This window comes from Novosphingobium sp. NDB2Meth1 (genome assembly GCF_900117425.1).
Taxonomy (GTDB): domain Bacteria; phylum Pseudomonadota; class Alphaproteobacteria; order Sphingomonadales; family Sphingomonadaceae; genus Novosphingobium.
In genome coordinates this window covers 76,382-92,392 of sequence record NZ_FPEH01000032.1, presented here as the reverse complement: position 1 = coordinate 92,392, position 16,011 = coordinate 76,382, and the positions used below count along the sequence as shown (strand labels likewise).

12 protein-coding genes and 1 pseudogene are annotated in these 16,011 nt (G+C 64.8%); 6 read left to right on the top strand and 7 right to left on the bottom strand.

What is annotated here, in order from left to right:
• Positions 1–270: 270 nt before the first annotated feature.
• Positions 271–717 carry a GNAT family N-acetyltransferase gene (locus tag NDB2M1_RS18595; RefSeq protein WP_072384304.1) on the top strand — a complete coding sequence of 149 codons (447 nt, stop codon included), beginning with the start codon at positions 271–273 and terminating at the stop codon, positions 715–717.
• The gene (locus NDB2M1_RS18590; protein ID WP_072384303.1) at positions 718–1,179 is read left to right on the top strand and encodes an SAM-dependent methyltransferase; all 462 of its coding nucleotides are present in this window, start codon (positions 718–720) and stop codon (positions 1,177–1,179) included. It begins immediately after the preceding gene.
• A 169-nt stretch (positions 1,180–1,348) separates the two neighbouring features.
• Here the strand turns inward: NDB2M1_RS18590 and NDB2M1_RS18585 are convergent, their stop codons facing one another.
• The 6 genes and pseudogenes from NDB2M1_RS18585 to NDB2M1_RS18560 form a co-directional block, all read right to left on the bottom strand.
• Complete coding sequence (locus NDB2M1_RS18585; RefSeq protein ID WP_143146838.1) at positions 1,349–2,083, bottom strand: HD domain-containing protein; 735 nt, start codon at positions 2,081–2,083, stop codon at positions 1,349–1,351.
• Positions 2,084–2,135: 52 nt separating this feature from the next.
• Positions 2,136–3,311, bottom strand: a complete 1,176-nt coding sequence (locus NDB2M1_RS18580; protein ID WP_072384301.1) for an acetyl-CoA C-acyltransferase — start codon at positions 3,309–3,311, stop codon at positions 2,136–2,138.
• A gap of 11 nt (positions 3,312–3,322) precedes the next feature.
• Positions 3,323–4,903, bottom strand: coding sequence for a class I adenylate-forming enzyme family protein (locus tag NDB2M1_RS18575; protein WP_072384300.1), 1,581 nt, complete (start codon positions 4,901–4,903; stop codon positions 3,323–3,325).
• A 14-nt stretch (positions 4,904–4,917) separates the two neighbouring features.
• Positions 4,918–6,153, bottom strand: a pseudogene (locus tag NDB2M1_RS18570) (3-hydroxyacyl-CoA dehydrogenase NAD-binding domain-containing protein); the annotation flags it as partial.
• A 41-nt stretch (positions 6,154–6,194) separates the two neighbouring features.
• Positions 6,195–7,433 (bottom strand): serine hydrolase domain-containing protein, encoded by a 1,239-nt coding sequence (locus NDB2M1_RS18565; RefSeq protein ID WP_072384298.1) that lies wholly within the window; start codon positions 7,431–7,433, stop codon positions 6,195–6,197.
• Entirely contained in the window at positions 7,430–8,263 is an 834-nt protein-coding gene (locus NDB2M1_RS18560; protein WP_253185951.1) for an acyl-CoA thioesterase, read from the bottom strand. Before NDB2M1_RS18560 ends, NDB2M1_RS18565 begins: the two co-directional genes overlap by 4 nt.
• A 230-nt stretch (positions 8,264–8,493) precedes the next feature.
• Here NDB2M1_RS18560 and NDB2M1_RS18555 point away from each other — a divergent pair, with 230 nt between their 5' ends.
• The 3 genes from NDB2M1_RS18555 (at position 8,494) to NDB2M1_RS18545 (ending at position 12,298) form a co-directional block, all read left to right on the top strand.
• Positions 8,494–10,251: a class I adenylate-forming enzyme family protein gene (locus NDB2M1_RS18555; RefSeq protein ID WP_072384297.1), complete on the top strand. Its 1,758-nt coding sequence runs from the start codon at positions 8,494–8,496 to the stop codon at positions 10,249–10,251.
• A gap of 57 nt (positions 10,252–10,308) precedes the next feature.
• Positions 10,309–10,731, top strand: a complete 423-nt coding sequence (locus tag NDB2M1_RS18550) for a GFA family protein (protein WP_054122941.1) — start codon at positions 10,309–10,311, stop codon at positions 10,729–10,731.
• Between the two features lie 139 nt (positions 10,732–10,870).
• The gene (locus NDB2M1_RS18545; RefSeq protein WP_072384296.1) at positions 10,871–12,298 is read left to right on the top strand and encodes an aromatic ring-hydroxylating oxygenase subunit alpha; all 1,428 of its coding nucleotides are present in this window, start codon (positions 10,871–10,873) and stop codon (positions 12,296–12,298) included.
• Between the two features lie 18 nt (positions 12,299–12,316).
• Here NDB2M1_RS18545 and NDB2M1_RS18540 read toward each other — a convergent pair whose 3' ends face one another.
• A complete protein-coding gene (locus NDB2M1_RS18540; RefSeq protein ID WP_072384295.1) occupies positions 12,317–13,327 on the bottom strand; it encodes an NADP-dependent oxidoreductase in 1,011 nt (336 codons plus the stop codon).
• A 153-nt stretch (positions 13,328–13,480) separates the two neighbouring features.
• On the opposite strand from NDB2M1_RS18540, the gene NDB2M1_RS18535 reads away from it, so the two are divergent.
• Positions 13,481–15,634, top strand: a complete 2,154-nt coding sequence (locus NDB2M1_RS18535) for a molybdopterin-containing oxidoreductase family protein (RefSeq protein ID WP_253185950.1) — start codon at positions 13,481–13,483, stop codon at positions 15,632–15,634.
• Positions 15,635–16,011 lie beyond the last annotated feature (377 nt).

The following is a 16,011-nucleotide window of genomic DNA, read 5'->3' as shown; positions in this document are numbered from 1 at the left end:
TACCCACCCCTTCGTCGCCCCGTGCTTGACACGGGTTTGGCTTTTCTTCCGGGTCAGCGCAGTGCCGCAATAGCGGAACCCCTGATCAACTCCAGGGTGATGGCAGGTTTTGAGGATCGAAACTTCGGGTTGTTTTGACGGGAATTGGGTGGGAAGCTGAATGACGGCTTATTGGGGCAAAGAGCCTGAAGCGGGAATGTGGCTCGATCACCTGTCGCGCCTTGCCTATTGCTTGCGGACTCACGGCCTCGTGTTCATGGTAGCGCAGTCATGGTCGATATCCGAATTCTGACGATCCGCGATGCCCAACTGTTCAGCAGCATTGCGGACGACGTTTTCGACGAGCCGATCAATCCCGAATATGTGGCTGCCTTTCTGGCTGACCCGCGCCACCATATCGCCGTCGGGATCGATGATGGCGTGATCGTCGGGTTTGCCTCGGGCGTCGACTATATTCATCCCGACAAGCCTGCCGAGCTATGGATCAACGAGGTCGGCGTGGCGCCGACGCATCAGGGGCGCGGGCTTGGCAGGCGCATTCTCGATTGTCTGCTTTCGCATGGTCGGTCGATCGGCTGCCATACCGCATGGGTGGTGACGGAAAACGGCAATGCGCCAGCCAAAGCGCTCTATGCCTCGGCTGGCGGTACAGTCGATGCTGACGAGGACGACCGCGATGCGCAGCCGGTGCTGTTTGTTTTTCAGGAGGGGGCCTGAATGGATTATCAGATCAAGGCTATCGGCCATGTGCAGGGCGGCAGGGTCGATCCGATCGATGATGCCTGGGGGGCAAGCCGGTCAGTCATCGCGCTCGACACCGAGCAGTTCGGCCCCGAGGCTCTAGCCGGACTTGACGCCTTCAGCCATGTCGAGATCGTCTTCGTGTTCGACAAGGTTGCTCCGGACAAGATTGAAACAGGCGCGCGCTACCCGCGTGGCCGCAAGGACTGGCCGCTGACGGGCATTTTCGCCCAGCGCGGAAAGAACCGGCCGAACCGGCTCGGGGTCACGGTCTGCAAGATCGTGTCAGTGGAAGGCACCATGCTTCATGTCGAAGGACTGGATGCGATCAGCGGGACGCCGGTGGTCGATATCAAGCCAGTGATGCGGGAGTTTCTGCCGCGTGGCGACGTGCGTCAGCCCGCGTGGGTGGGCGAGCTAATGGCGCGCTATTGGTGACAGCAAACCTGCCATGTCAGGGCAGGTTGAAGGCCCCTTAACGGGTGTATGGCCGGACCATCCTTTGATGGTTGAAACGGGCGAAAGCTGAGGCGTTCTGAACGTCCGCAATGGGGTCGTATCCAGACAGACAGCTTTCAGCTCCTCGACGACGAATGCAGCCACTCCCTCACAAAAAATTATTCGGCCAGATCATCGTGCGCCACATATGCGCCGTCGGTGAGCCATCGAAGCCCAGCCCTTCCGCCGGCTCCCTGAAGTTCCGCCCGATCACGTCTTCCAGCTCCTCCGGCTGCACCACCGGGAAATCGTCGAAGAAGTAGGTGTCGTAGAGCGTCATCTGCCGCGCGGTCATGTACCACTTGTGGTTCTTCGCATATTCGGCATCGCGCAGGAGGTAGTCCGGCACCTGATAGTCCGGGCCGAAGAAGGCGTGGTAGCTTTCGGGATAGGTGTAGCCGACGCTTTCATCGGGCACGTAGCGCAGTGCCTGGTGGTACTTCACCGCGAAGGCGACTTCGGGATCGACATAGGGCTCGACCAGCTGCGCGCTCCAGTAGCCGTGGTCGCAGCGGATCAGGCAGCCGTTGGAAATGTCGTGCAGCAGGCAGGCCATGACGACCTTTTCCGGCAGCCCGTCATCCAGCGCGCGCTTGGCGCTGACGAGAAGGTGGCGCACGGTGATGTCGCCGAAGCGGCAGCGGAAGAAATCCATCAGGCGCGGGCGCTCGGGCATGCGCGGCAGGGCGGGGTTGTCGCCCATCATGAACACCGTCTTGGGGTTCAGGCGCTTGAGCAGTTCGCCCTCGTTGTCGACGAAATCGGTGCCCTTCCAGCCGACCGGCGAAGGATAGATCAGGCGTTCGCGGCCGTCCTGCGGCCAGGGGCGGTTGTCGTCGGTCATATGCAGGAGGGTAAGCGCGGCGCTGCCACTGGGCAAGCGCCGCGCCGATGCCTCAGAGGACTTCGAACAGCCCCGCCGCGCCCATGCCGCCGCCGACGCACATCGTGACGACGACGTATTTCGCGCCCCGGCGCTTGCCTTCGATCAGCGCATGCATCGTGCAGCGCGCGCCGGTCATGCCGTAGGGGTGGCCGATCGAGATCGAACCGCCGTTGACGTTGAGGAGTTCGTTCGGAATGCCGAGCTTGTCGCGGCAATAGAGCACCTGCACCGCGAAAGCCTCGTTTAGCTCCCACAGGCCGATGTCATCCATCTTGAGACCGAAGCGCTTGAGCAGTGCCGGGATCGCGAAGACCGGGCCGATGCCCATCTCATCGGGCTCGGTGCCTGCCGCCGCCATGCCGACATAGCGGCCAAGCGGGGTGAGGCCCTTCTGCGCGGCGACACCCGCTTCCATCAGCACCACGGCGGCGGAACCGTCCGACAGCTGGCTGGCGTTGCCCGCCGTCACGATGCCGCCCTCGATCACGGGCTTCAGTGCCTGCAGGTTCTCGAGGGTAGTCGAAGGCCGGTTGCCCTCATCCTTGGTGAGCGTCACGTCGTGCATCGTGATCTCGCCGGTTTCCTTGTTCTGCACGCCCATCGAGGCGCTGGCAGCGACGATCTCGTCATCGAACTTGCCGGCGGCTTGCGCGGCGGCAGTGCGCTGCTGCGATTGCAGGGCGTATTCGTCGCAGGCCTCGCGGCTGATGTTGTAGCGCTTGCCGACGGTCTCGGCGGTCTGCAGCATCGGCATGTAGACCGCATTGTGCATGGCAACGAGGCTGCGGTCGGGCATCACGCGCATGTCCTTGGTCTGGACGAGGCTGATCGATTCCTGGCCGCCCGCGGCGACGACATCCATGCGATCGACGATGATCTGCTTGGCGGCGGTGGCGATGGTCATCAGGCCCGATGAGCACTGGCGGTCCATGCTCATGCCCGAAACGGTGACGGGAAGGCCCGCACGCAGCGCGACCTGGCGAGCGATGTTGCCGGCCTGCGCGCCCTGCTGAAGCGCGGCGCCCCACACCACGTCGTCAACCTCGGCACCTTCGATCCCGGCGCGCGCGACGGCGGCTTCCAAGGAAAGCGCGCCGAGCGTGGCGCCGGCAGTGGCGTTGAACGCGCCCTTGTAGGCGCGACCGATGGGGGTACGGGCGGCGGCGACGATTACGGCATCACGCATTAGTTTTCTCCTTAGGCATCCGGTGTGAGTACGGGCTTCTGGGCAATCGGGTTACCACCGAAGTGATCGCGCAGCTCGCGCTTGAGCACTTTGCCGATGGGGCTGCGCGGCAGTTCATCGACCACTTCGATGCGGGCAATGCGCTGGGTCTTGCCGAGCGCGCGGTTGGCTTCGAGGCGGATCGCCTCCGGGTCAGCAGTTGGATCGGCAAGCACGATGACCGCGAGCGGGGTCTCGCCCCACTGATCGGAAGGAATGCCGACGACGGCCGCTTCCTTCACGGCGCTCTGGCGGGTCAATTCGGCCTCGAGGTCCGTCGGGAAGATGTTGAACCCGCCCGAAATGATCATGTCCTTGGCGCGGTCCATCAGGATGAGGAAGCCGTCCTCGTCGAACTTGCCGATATCGCCGTGGCGGATGTAGCGCACACCGTCCTTGTCGAACCACTCCATCTCGCGCGTCTTGGCGGGCTGGCCGTGATAACCGTTCATCATGATGGGGGAGCGGCCGACGATTTCGCCGACTTCGCCTTGCGGCAACTCGTTGCCCTGCTCGTCGATGATTTTCATCACGTGGCCGGGCGAGGGCTGGCCGACGGTGTGGAGCTTGTTGGGGAACTTGTGCGCGAGGAGCGTGGTTGTCGCGCCGCCTTCGGTGAGGCCGTAGCCTTCGACAAGGCCGCCGGGCCAGCGCTTCAGCACGTCGGCCTTGAGCCACGCCGGGAAGGGCGCGGAGGTGCAGCCCTTGAGGCGGTAGGACGAAAGATCGAAGCTGTCGAACTCCGGCAGCTCCATGATCCGGCGGTACTGCACCGGCACCAGCATGGCGTTGGTGACGCGCTCGCGCTCGCTGAGCTCAAGAAACGTGCGTGCATCGAACTTCTTCATCAGCACGACCTTGCCCGCCGCGGTGAGCGTGGGGAGGAAGCTGACGAGCGTGGTGTTCGAATAGAGCGGGGTGGAATTGATAGTGACGGTATCATCGTCATAGCCGCCGACGATCGTGCGCCGGGCATATTCGTGGCGCATCTGGTGCGACTGGACGATGCCCTTGGGTACCCCTGTAGTGCCCGAGGAGTAGATGATGTTGAACGGGTCTTCGGGCTGCGGAAGGCGCTCTTCTGGCTTGGTGCCCGGAGGTACGATCCACTCGGAGAAAGGCACGCCCGCATCGCTGTCGTCGAGCGCGATGCGTTTGACGTTTGCCGGGAAAGGCAGGCCCGCCAGCCCTTCCGCCATCGTCTTGTCGAGCAGCAGCACGCGGCTGGTGCTGTCGGCCAGCATGGCGAGAACGGTCGGCGGCGCGGCGGTTGAGGTGAGCGGTGCGGCAACCGCCCCTGCCCGCAGCGCGCCGAGGAAGGCGAGCGCCGTGCGCACCGAATTGCTCGCCGCGATGGCAACGGGTTCGTTGGCCTGAACCCCTTCGCGCTGGAGCGCAGCGGCCACGCGGTCGAGCATGGCGTCGAGATCGGCCCACGAAAGGCGGGAGGTCTCATCCGCCAGCGCGATGGCTTCGCCCCGCCGCGCCGCATGGGCGCGCAGGATCACGCTCAGCGGGATGAACGGGCTCTCGACAATGTCCTCGATCTGCATGGCCGCCTGCTTTCTCAGTCGAAGCCTTCGCCAGCGGCGGCTTTCTTCGCCAGCAGCGGCGCAACGGGCAAGCCATGCTTCTCAAGCCCGGCGACGACCGTGCCCAGGCCGATGTTGTTTGCCCAATACATCGGGCCGCCGGTCCACGCCGGCCAGCCGTAGCCATTGAGCCACACGGTATCGATGTCCGATCCGCGTTGCGAAATGCCTTCCTCGAGAATCAGCGCGCCTTCGCTGATCATCGGGTAGAGCAGGCGTTCGAGGATTTCTTGGCTGTCGATGCTGAGCTGGGGCTTGCCTTCCTTGGCAGCCCATTCGGCGATCAGGCCGCGCGTGACCTCGCTGGGGGTACGCTGGCGGTTCTCGTCATAGTCGTAGAAGCCCGCGCTCTTCTTCTGGCCCCAGCGGCCCAGCGCGCAGAGCGCCTCGCGCAGCGTCTCGATGCGATTGGGATCGCGGTGCCAGCCGATGTCGAGGCCGGCGAGGTCCGCCATCTGGAACGGCCCCATCGGGAAGCCGAATTCGAGCAGCGCGTTGTCGACATCGGCGTAGTCCGCGCCTTCCATGATGAGCGCGTTGGCCTGCTCCTGCCGCTTGGCTAACATGCGATTGCCGATGAAGCCGTGGCAGACGCCCGAGACGACCGGGACCTTGCCGATCTTCACCGCCAGCGCCATCACAGTGGCGAGCACGTCCTTGGCGGTAGCCGAGCCGCGCACGACTTCGAGCAGCTTCATCACGTTGGCGGGTGAGAAGAAGTGCATGCCGAGCACGGCTTCGGGGCGCTTCGTGCTGGCGCCGATTTCGTTGACGTCGAGGTAGCTGGTGTTGCTCGCAAGGATCGCGCCCGGCTTCACGATGGCGTCGAGCTTGCCGAAGACGTCCTTCTTGACGTCCATGCTCTCGTAGACCGCCTCGATCACCAGATCGGCATCGGCGAGGGCTTTGAAGTCGAGCGAAGGCGTCAGGCGGCCCATGGCGGCTTCGGCGAGTGCGGCGTCCATCTTGCCCCGCTTCACGGTGTTCTCGTAGTTGCGGCGCATCGTGGCGACGCCGCGGTCGAGCGCTTCCTGCGTCATCTCGACGATGGTGACGGGGATGCCGGCGGTGAGGAAGTTCATCGTGATGCCGCCGCCCATCGTGCCTGCGCCGATCACGCCGACCTTGGCGATGGGCAGAAGCGCGGTGTCGGCAGGAATGTCGTCGATCGTTGCAGCCAGTTTGCGGGCCGCATCGATGTGGTCCTTGGCGCCGGGAATGGGATCGGACATGCGGTGTCTCCTTTGAAACTTCAGGCGTGACTGTGCTTCATCGCCGAATAGACCAGCGTCTTGAGCTGGCGGCGGATGGGATAGCTGGACGAAGGGAACAGCTGGGTCATGAAGACCATGTGCAATTTCTCGACCGGATCGATGAAGAAGGCGGTCGAATGGATGCCGCCCCAGTGGAATTCGCCCTTGGTGCCGGGGATGAGTGTCCTGGCCGGATTGATCACGACACCGAAACCTAGCCCGAAACCGACGCCGGCATTGCCGGATTCGCTGAACAGCGCCTTCGACAGCGTTGTGAGGTCCGCACCACCCGGAAGGTGGTTGCTCGCCATCAGCGCCAGCGTCTTGGGCGAGATGAGCGGGGCACCGCCCTTCGCAAGCGCGGCGCAGAAGCGGTGGTAGTCCGCAGTGGTCGACAGCAGCCCACCGCCGCCGCTTTCGAAGCGCGGCTCGCGCAAGGTGTTCGATTTCTCCGCATGGTCGATCAGCGTGGGCGCGCCGAGCGGGTTCCAGGCCCAGCTGTCGGTCAGGCGGTGGGCCTTCTCGGGCAGGCAGTGGAAGCCGGTATCGACCATGCCGAGCGGGGCGAAAATGCGCGTGGCAAAAAACTGGCCGAGGCTCATGCCGGAAAGGCGCGCGACGATCACGCCGAGAACGTCGGTGCTGACCGAGTAGTTCCAGCTCGTGCCGGGATCGAATTCCAGCGGCAGCTTGGCCAGTTCGGCGACGAAGTGGTCGTTCCCCGGCAGCGAGGCGTGCCCGTCGAGCCTGCCCTTGCGATAGGCCGCATCGACATTGGTGCGGTTCTGGATGCCGTAGGTAAGGCCCGACATATGCGTTAGGAGGTCCACCATGCGCATCGGGTTGGTGGCCGCGCGCGTCGGGAAGAACGGCGCATCGCCGCCGCCGCCGTTGTAGATGCCAAGCCCGGCGAACTCGGGGATGACCTTGGTGACCGGATCGTCGAGCGCGACTTTGCCTTCCTCCAGCAGCATCATGAACGCCACGCTGGTGAGCGGCTTGGTCATCGAGGCGATGCGGAAGATCGCATCCTCGCCCAGCGGCGTGCCATCGGCGCGGGCCTTGCCGGTGGTGAAGCGGTGGAAGGCCTCGCCATCGCGCGCGATCAGCAGGTCTGCATTCGGCAGCAGCCCGGGTGTGACGTAGCGCTCTTCGAGGAACGCGCCGATGCGGGCGAGGCGGGCTGCGTCGAAGCCATGGGCGGCGGGGTCTGCCAAAGTAAGATCAGGCGCGATCATCCGAACACCGCCACCGATTGCAGGCCGTGCATCGCTTCCACGCCTTCGCTGTTCCACAGCCGCAAGGTCTCGCTGCTGAAGCCGTTGGCCATGTGGTTGGATCTGGTCTCCAAGAGCCACCAGCCATCGCGCGTAGGCGGCACCTCGCCGAGGATCGTCAGCGCCCAGGTGATCGAACTGATCGGCCCCATGCGCTGCATCGCGCGCGCAGACCCCGGCGGCAGGGCATCGCCGATGCCGACAAGCTCGCCGACGGGATCGAGGCCGGAGCGGTCCTTGAGGCGCACCCAGCGGCGGATCGTACCCGGAGGCGAGCCTTCCGGCGGATCGGCGCGGCGCATGTCCATTCGCGCGGTGAAGGCGGGGGCCATGTCGTTCGCGGTGAGGCGGGGCGAGTCCTCGGGTTGGATCACGTTCGGCAAGACGGCGGCGGCGACGTTTCCGTTGCTTTCCCGGCCCGCGCCGAATAGCCAAAGCGTGCGCTGCGCAACTGCGCCGTCGCATAGCAGCGATGTCTCAACTTGCGCCACGCTGCGGCCTTGTCGGAGCATGGTCACGCTGACTTCGAGATGTTCGCCCACCGGGGCCACGAAGCCGACCTGTGCGGCGCGCAAGGGAGGCAGATCGGGGAAGGCAAGCTTGGCGGCGGAATAAGCGATGAACGCCGCCGTCCCGCCATACATCGTGCGGCCCTGCATCCAGCCTGCCGCCCCGTCGAGCTCGAAGCGCCCCTCGCCCAGCGGCTCCAGCTGCGCGGCGAGTGCGCCGAAGCCCATTTCGGCCTCGGCGAATGCATTGCTGGCGGCGTCCGGCTGCTCGGCTTCCGGCAAATCGGCATCCTTCCCACGAATCTTCTTATGCGCCCGGATTAGGTCATCGGAAGGGATCAGGGAAGCGTCTGCGCAGCGCGAAAGGCCGAAAAAATCACGCAATTCCGCCGGGTTCGCTGCCTTCCGCTACGGCAAGCGAGGCTTTCGGACCCCTTGCTGCGAGACGGGGGCGGCACTACTCTCCGCGTCAAAGAGGCACTGCCAGAACGAGCAGCGCCCGCGAGGATGTCATGACCGAACAGAGCCCAATCGCGCAAGGAGCGCTTCCTACGATTCCCGCCGGCTGGCCCGTGCATACCCTCGCCGCAATCCGGGCGGAACTCTGCGCGCCGGGCATGCCCTTCGAGATGGAAACGGTCACCATTCGCGGTGTGCCGACGCGCGTGTGGAAGAACGCCTTGCCCAACCTGCGCGGCGTGATGGCGGCCGCACGGACGCATGGAGCGGCCGATTTTGTCGTCTACGGCGAGGAGCGGGTCACGTTCGATGCGTTCCATCGCGCCGTGGCGGCATTGATGGCCGCTCTACAGGCGCGCGGGGTGGGCAAGGGCGACCGGGTCGCACTCGCGATGCGCAACCTGCCGGAATGGCCGGTCGTATTTATGGCCGTCACCGCGCTTGGCGCGATCATCGTGCCGCTCAATGCGTGGTGGACCGGCGAGGAACTGGCGTTTGCGCTCGAAGACAGTGGTTCGAAAGTCCTGATCGCCGACGCTGACCGATGGAACCGCATTGCGCCGCATGCCTCGCGCTTGCCGCTGGAGCGCGTGATCGTCTCGCGTGGTGATGCCGAGGGCGCGGAGCGACTGGAGGATATGATCGGTGCGCCGATGAGCTGGGCTGCGCTCCCCGATGCGGATCTGCCTGCCGCAGCCATCGCCAGCGATGATCCCGCCGGCATCTTCTATACCAGTGGCACCACCGGTCGCCCCAAGGGCGCGCTCGGCACGCATCGCAACCTCGTGACCAATATCATGACCAGCGCGTGGAGCGGGGCGCAGACCGCCCGGCGGCGCGGCGAGGGGCTGCCCGAGGCGAAGCGCCGCGTTATCCTGCTGGCCGTTCCGCTGTTCCACGCAACGGCCTATTCGGCAACGCTGATGGGCACGCTTGCGGGCGGCAACTGCCTCGTGCTGCTCCACAAGTGGGATACGCTGGATGCAATGCGCCTGATCGAGAAGGAGCGCGTTTCGATGACCGGCGGCGTACCGTTCATCGCGTGGCAGCTGATCGAACACCCGGACCGGCACAAGTACGATCTCTCGAGCCTCGAAGCCGTGTCCTACGGCGGAGCCCCCTCTGCACCCGAGCTTGTTCAGGCCATCTGGCAGACCTTCGGCGCGCTCCCCGGCAATGGCTGGGGCATGACCGAGACGAGCGCAACGGTGACGCACCATATGGCCGAGGACTACCTCAACCGGCCCTCCAGCTGCGGCCCGGCAGCCCCAGTCGCCAGCCTCGAAATCCGCGCCGATGATGGCGTGACGGTGCTCCCGCCGAACACGGTCGGCGAGCTCTGGGCAAGCGGTCCGATGATCGTTGCCGGCTATTGGAACCGCCCGGAGGCGACCGCGCAGACTTTCGTCAATGGCTGGGTGCGCACGGGCGATCTTGCCAGGCTGGATGATGAAGGCTTCTGCACCATCGTCGACCGTGCCAAGGACGTGATCATCCGCGGCGGCGAGAACATCTATTCGATCGAAGTCGAGAACGTGCTCTACGAGCATCCGGCGGTGACCGACGCGGCGCTGGTCGGCATTCCGCACCGCACGCTGGGCGAGGAACCGGCGGCGGTCGTCTATCTCGCACCCGGAACCGAAGCGAGCGAGGACGAACTCAAGGCCTTCGTCGCGGCGCGGCTTGCCGGTTTCAAGGTGCCGGTGCGGATCGCATTCACCAGCGAGACGCTGCCGCGCAACGCCAATGGGAAGATTCTCAAGAAGGACCTCAAAGCTCTCTTGGCTGCTTCCGGGCTGGCAGAAACGTGAGATGGCGCGCCGCAAAGCCTGTGCGATATGACGGGCAAACAGGAGGGAGACGGGGCAATGACTGAAACTACGGGCGAACGGCGGACGGGCGGATGCCTCTGCGGAGCGGTGCGCTATGAAACCGCATGGCCGCCGCTGCTGACGGGCGTCTGCCATTGCCGCCATTGCCAGAAGCAGGCAGGCACCGCGTTCTCGGTGCTCGTCGCCGTGCCGTTCGCCGCGCTGGAGCGGTCAGGCGAGCTGACGGTCTACGAGGACGGCAGCGAATCCGGCAATCCGGTGATGCGCAAGTTCTGCGGCACATGCGGTTCGCCGGTGTTCAGCGAGACGCCAAGCGGGATGGCGCAGGGCATGATCTTCATCAAGGCGGGCACACTCGACAATCCCGACGAGCTTGAGCCTACCGTGCATTTCTGGACCAACAGCAAGCAGAACTGGGTGACGCTGCCACAAGGTGCGACCCTGCTGGAAAAGCAGTAACCCGCGTCAGTTCGCGCTCCTATCCAATGCGCCAGCTTGTTGGCAGGCGGCGCAGTGGCATTATGCTCACCGTGCAAGACTTGCGCGTCTGGCGAGGGCTGTTCCGCCTTCCCGGCGCCGCCTACAATCAGGACCTGCCATGGCTGACATTGACCCCCAGATCGAACGTTCGGACCGCTGCCCGGGGATCACCTATACAGACATGCTCGCCGTCGATACGCGGCCAGCGCCCGATTACCTCGTGATGGAATCGACGCAGGAGCTTGGCGACGAACCGCTTGACCCGGACCGCTATACCAGCCCCGCGTTCAAGGCGCTCGAAGACGAGAAGATGTGGCCCAACGTGTGGCAGTTCGCCGCGCGGGAAGAGGACATGCCCGATCCGGGCGACACGGTGGTCTACGAGATCAATGACAAGTCGTTCCTGCTTGTCCGCCAGCAGGACGGCAGCGTCCGCGCGTTCTACAACGTGTGCCTCCACCGCGGGCGCAAGCTGCGGCTCGAAGGCGGCCGCGCGATCAATCTGCGCTGTCCGTTCCACGGCTTTACCTGGAACAACGACGGCAGCCTCAAGGAAATCCCCTGCTCGTGGGACTTCAAGCATCTCGAGGACAAGGACCTCTCGCTCCCCGAAGCGCGGGTCGAAAGCTGGCAAGGCTTCATCCTGATCACCGAGAACCACGATCTTCCGTCGTTCCGCGAGTGGATTGGGCCCGGTGTCGAGCACTACGACAACTGGCGGCTCGACGAATGCACCACCGGCGCATGGGTCGCACGGATCGTTCCGGCCAACTGGAAGGCGGTGGCCGAGGCGTTCATGGAGGCGTGGCACTCGATCGTCACGCACCCGCAGATCCTGCCGTTCACCGCGGACGCCAACACGCGGTACGACCTCTACGGCGATCACATGAACCGGGCGATCACGCCCAATGGTACTCTTTCGCCCCACCTCAAGGGCAAGGACCAGATGTATGTGATCAACAAACTGGCCGAGTTCCTCGGCGCGGGCGACGGGCGCGGACGGCGCAATGCAGCCGAGCCGACCGACCTCAAGGGCTTCGATCCGGAAGATCCGCTGCTGGCGCGCAAGGTGCTGGCGCAGGCCAACCGCGAGGGCTTCGCGGCGATGAACGGGCATGACTATTCGCAGGCCTCGGACAGCGAGATGCTCGACAACCTGACCTACAACATCTTCCCGAACTGGAGCCCGTGGGGCGGCTTCGTGCCGAACATCGTCTATCGCTGGCGGCCGTGGAAGGATGCCGATCACTGCCTGATGGAAGTGCGCATCCTGATGCGCGCGCAGAAGGGCGAGAAGCCGGCGCGTGGCCCTGAGATGTTCATGATCCCGGATGATCAGCCGTTTGCCTATGCCGGCCACCTCATCGGCGCGGCGCTGGCGGGCGTATTCGATCAGGACATGGAGAACCTGCCGCACGTGCAGGCGGGCATGAAGGCGAGCAAGAACAAGCGGCTCGAGCTCGGCCACTATCAGGAAACGCGCATCCGCCAGTTCCACCGCACGATGGACAAGTATATCTCCGGCGAACTGCCGAAGACGGCGTGATGCCGCGGTGGTGGGGCGTCAGAGCTCCACCACCACCTTGCCGATGTTCGCGCCGGTGAACAGCTTGGTGAAGGCGGCGGGGGTCTCCTCAAGCCCGGTGCTCACCTCGAAGGGCAAACGCAGCTGGCCGGCGGCTGCGAGCTTCGCGAGCTCGGGATTGAACGCCGGTTCGCGGGCGTAGAAATCGGGCGAGAAGAAGCCTTCGATGCGCAGGCGCTTCATCAGCACCTGATCGAAGCGGTAGGGACCCGGTACTGGCCCCTGCGCGATGTAGTTGGTGATGAGACCACAGACTGCGACGCGACCGAACAGAGCCATGTTTCCCAGCGCCGCATCCAGAATGGCGCCGCCGACATTGTCGAAATAGACGTCGATCCCCCCCGGGCAGAGCCGTGCGAGTTCGGCTTCGACATCGGCCGCCTTGTAGTCGATCACCCCATCGAAGCCGTATTCGCGGGTCAGCAGGTCACACTTGGCAGAGCCGCCCGCGATGCCGATGACCCGACAGCCTCGCGCCTTGGCGATCTGGCCCGCCATCAGCCCGGTGCAGCCTGCGGCGGCGGAGACGACGAACGTCTCGTCAGCCTTGGCCGCGCCGGTTTCGACCACGCCGACCCATGCGGTCCAGCCGTTGGCACCGTAGATGCCGACGTATTCCTTGAGATCGGCATGGGCATCGTCGAGTGTCGTGCAGTATGTCGCGTCGGGTTCGACGACCGAGAAATCCGCCCACTGGCCGTAGCAGCGGACGCGATCGCCTGCCGTGTAGGCCGGGTGGCGACTGTCCTCGACCACCCCGAGCACCGTACCGATCAGCTTGGCGCCCAGCGGCGTGCCGGGCTGGTAGCTGTCCTCGCGGTCGGTCATGTACATGCGGGTGCCGCTGTCCATCGAGAGCACCTTGTTGCGCACGAGGATCTGGCCTTCGGCGAGCGCGGGCAGCGTTTCCGTCTTCATCTCGAACGCTTCGGCATAGGCATTGCCGACGGGGCGCCGGGCCAGGATCCAGTGGCGGTTTGCGGTGCTCAACGTTTGTCCTCCGGTATCGGTGCAGCCTCCATCAAGCCCGGGATCGCCCGGCAATGCCACTGGCGGAATTGAGCGGCCCACCCTCTCTTTCATCAGTGTGCCCAGCCCCCGATTGCCGATAGCTTCCCGCCATAAAATCTGGGGAGATGTACCTTGGCCGATAAGACCCTGCGGACGTTCTGCCGCTTCTGCCACGCCAGCTGCGCGATGCTGGTCGATGTCGAGGGCGACAAGGTGACGGCGGTGCGGGGCGATCCCGAGAACGAGCTGTTCCACGGCTATACCTGCGTGAAGGGCCGCCAGATGCCCGAGATGCACAACCTGCCCGAACGGCACCTGCGCCCACTGGTGCGCAAGGGCGGGGTGAAGGGGGCCGAGTTCGTCGAGACGTCTACCGCCGAGGCGCTCAAGCTGGTGGCGGACAAGATCAAGGCGGTGATCGCCGAGCACGGGCCGCATGCGGTCGCGCTCTATTGCGGCACCAATGCCTTCCAGAACAGCGCGGTGCTGGGCACGTCCTACGCGCTGGCCGAGGCGATCGGCACGCGCAACTACTATACCAGCGTGACGGTGGACCAGCCGGCCAAGGTCTTCACCACCGCGCGCTACGGCCAGTGGATGGGCGGGCCGAACAACTTCGAGGAATCCGACGTCGTCATGTTCGTAGGCAACAATCCGCTCGTCTCGCACTACACGCCGAGCGGGGGTGTACCGCCGTTCTCGCCCTCGCGGCGCCTGCGCGATGCCAAGGCGCGGGGGATGAAGGTGATCGTGGCGGACCCGCGCCAGAGCGATACCGGCAATCTCGCTGACCTCTACCTGCAGGTGAAGCCGGGCGAGGACCCGGCGCTGCTGGGCGGGATGCTCCACGTCATCATCAAGGAAGGGCTCTACGACCGCAATTTCGTCTCCGCCTACGTCGATGGCTTCGATGCACTGGCCGATGCGGTGAAGGATTTCACGCCCGATCTCGCCGGGGAACGCGCCGGGGTTCCGGCGGAGCAGGTGGTCGCTGCCGCCCGCATGTTCGCCCGTGCCGCCAAGGGCCGCGTGGTGACCGGCACCGGTCCGGAAATGGCAGGCAAGGGCGTGCTCACCGAATACCTCGTGAACGCGCTCAACATTGTCTGCGCGCGGTTCAACCAGGCGGGGGACAAGGTGGCGAACCCGATGGTGTTCATGCCCTTTGCCGCCGGGCCGAAGAAGGCGCAGGTCGCGCCGCCGATGCCGATGTTCGGCGAAGGCTTCGCCCAGTCGCGCATCCGGGGGATCGGTAAGCTGGGCACCGAAATGCCCTGCCCGGTGCTGGCGGACGAGATACTCACTCCGGGCGAAGGCCAGATCAAGGTGCTGATCTCGATCGGCGGCAACCCCGAGATCGCCTTCCCCAACCAGCGCAAGGTGAGAAAGGCCTTGGAAACGCTGGAAATGTTCGTGCAGGTCGATCCCTATATGTCGGCCAGCGCGAAGCGGGCGGACGTGATCCTCGCGCCGTCGATGTGCCTCGAGCGCGAGGACATCAACAACGTCTCGCAGCCCTTCTGCGAGGAGCCCTATGCCCATTATGCCGAGGCGATGGTGCCCGCGCCGGGCGACACGATGGATGAGTACGAGATGCTGTGGTGGATCGCCAAGCATCTCGGGCTCCAGCTGCAACTGCCCGGCGGCCCTTGCTCTATGGAGAGCGTGCCGGACAAGATGACGATGCTCGACCTGATTTCGCACGGCTGCCTCGTCAAGCCGAGCAAGGCGCGCGCGGATTCGCTTGCGAGCGCGACGCCGGGCGGGGCGATGTTCTATCCCGAAGTCCATGCAACCATCGCGCCGGCGGACCCTGATGCCACGAACAAGTTCCAGCTTGGCGCGGGCGACATGCCGTCGGCGTTCGCGGGCTATGCGGCGCGGCGGCCCGAGGCGGACGGGTTCGATTTCAAGCTGATCTCGCGCCGTTCAAAGCACCGCTACAACAGCAACGGGCACATCTCCGAGTTCCTCAAGAAGAAGATGCCGACCAATCCGGCCTACATCAATCCGGAGGACCTCGCGGCGCTGGGCGTGGAAGACGGCGCGGTGATCGAGATCGCCTCGCGCGTCGCCTCGATCCATGCCGTCGCCAGCGCCAGCGACAAGGTGCGGCGCGGGGTGATCTCGATGAGCCATGCCTGGGGCAACGACGATGCCGGCAAGGACGACGTGATGGGCATCGGCGCCTCGACCAACCGCCTGATCGACGACATCCAGGACATGGACCCGATCACCGGCCTGCCGCTGCAGAGCGCGATCCCGGTGCGGGTGATCGCGGCCTGAAAGCGGGGAGCAAAAGCGACAAAAGCGACACCGTGTCGCTTTTGAGAGGCGCTGTTTTCCTGTTTATTGACAGGACCTTGTGCTCGAAAAAGCGACAAGGTGACACATATTGCGTGTGTGCGCCTGAACCGACCATTTCAAAGAGCGTGTGGAGTCTGACAGACCGGGCGGGTGTAGGAAAGGGGTAACCGAGCGGGGCGCCCTGGCTTTCACTGGGTGGCGCCGCGCCTTCAAGGCGGCCCAGTCCCGTGTCGAGCACGGGGCGACGGAAGAATGCCCGAAGCAAAGGGAAAAGGACCCCTCCGACCTGCCTTCGGCAGGCCACCTCCCCATTTGTGCGTTCCGCAAAAATGGGGAGGACCAGAACAAGAGTTGGG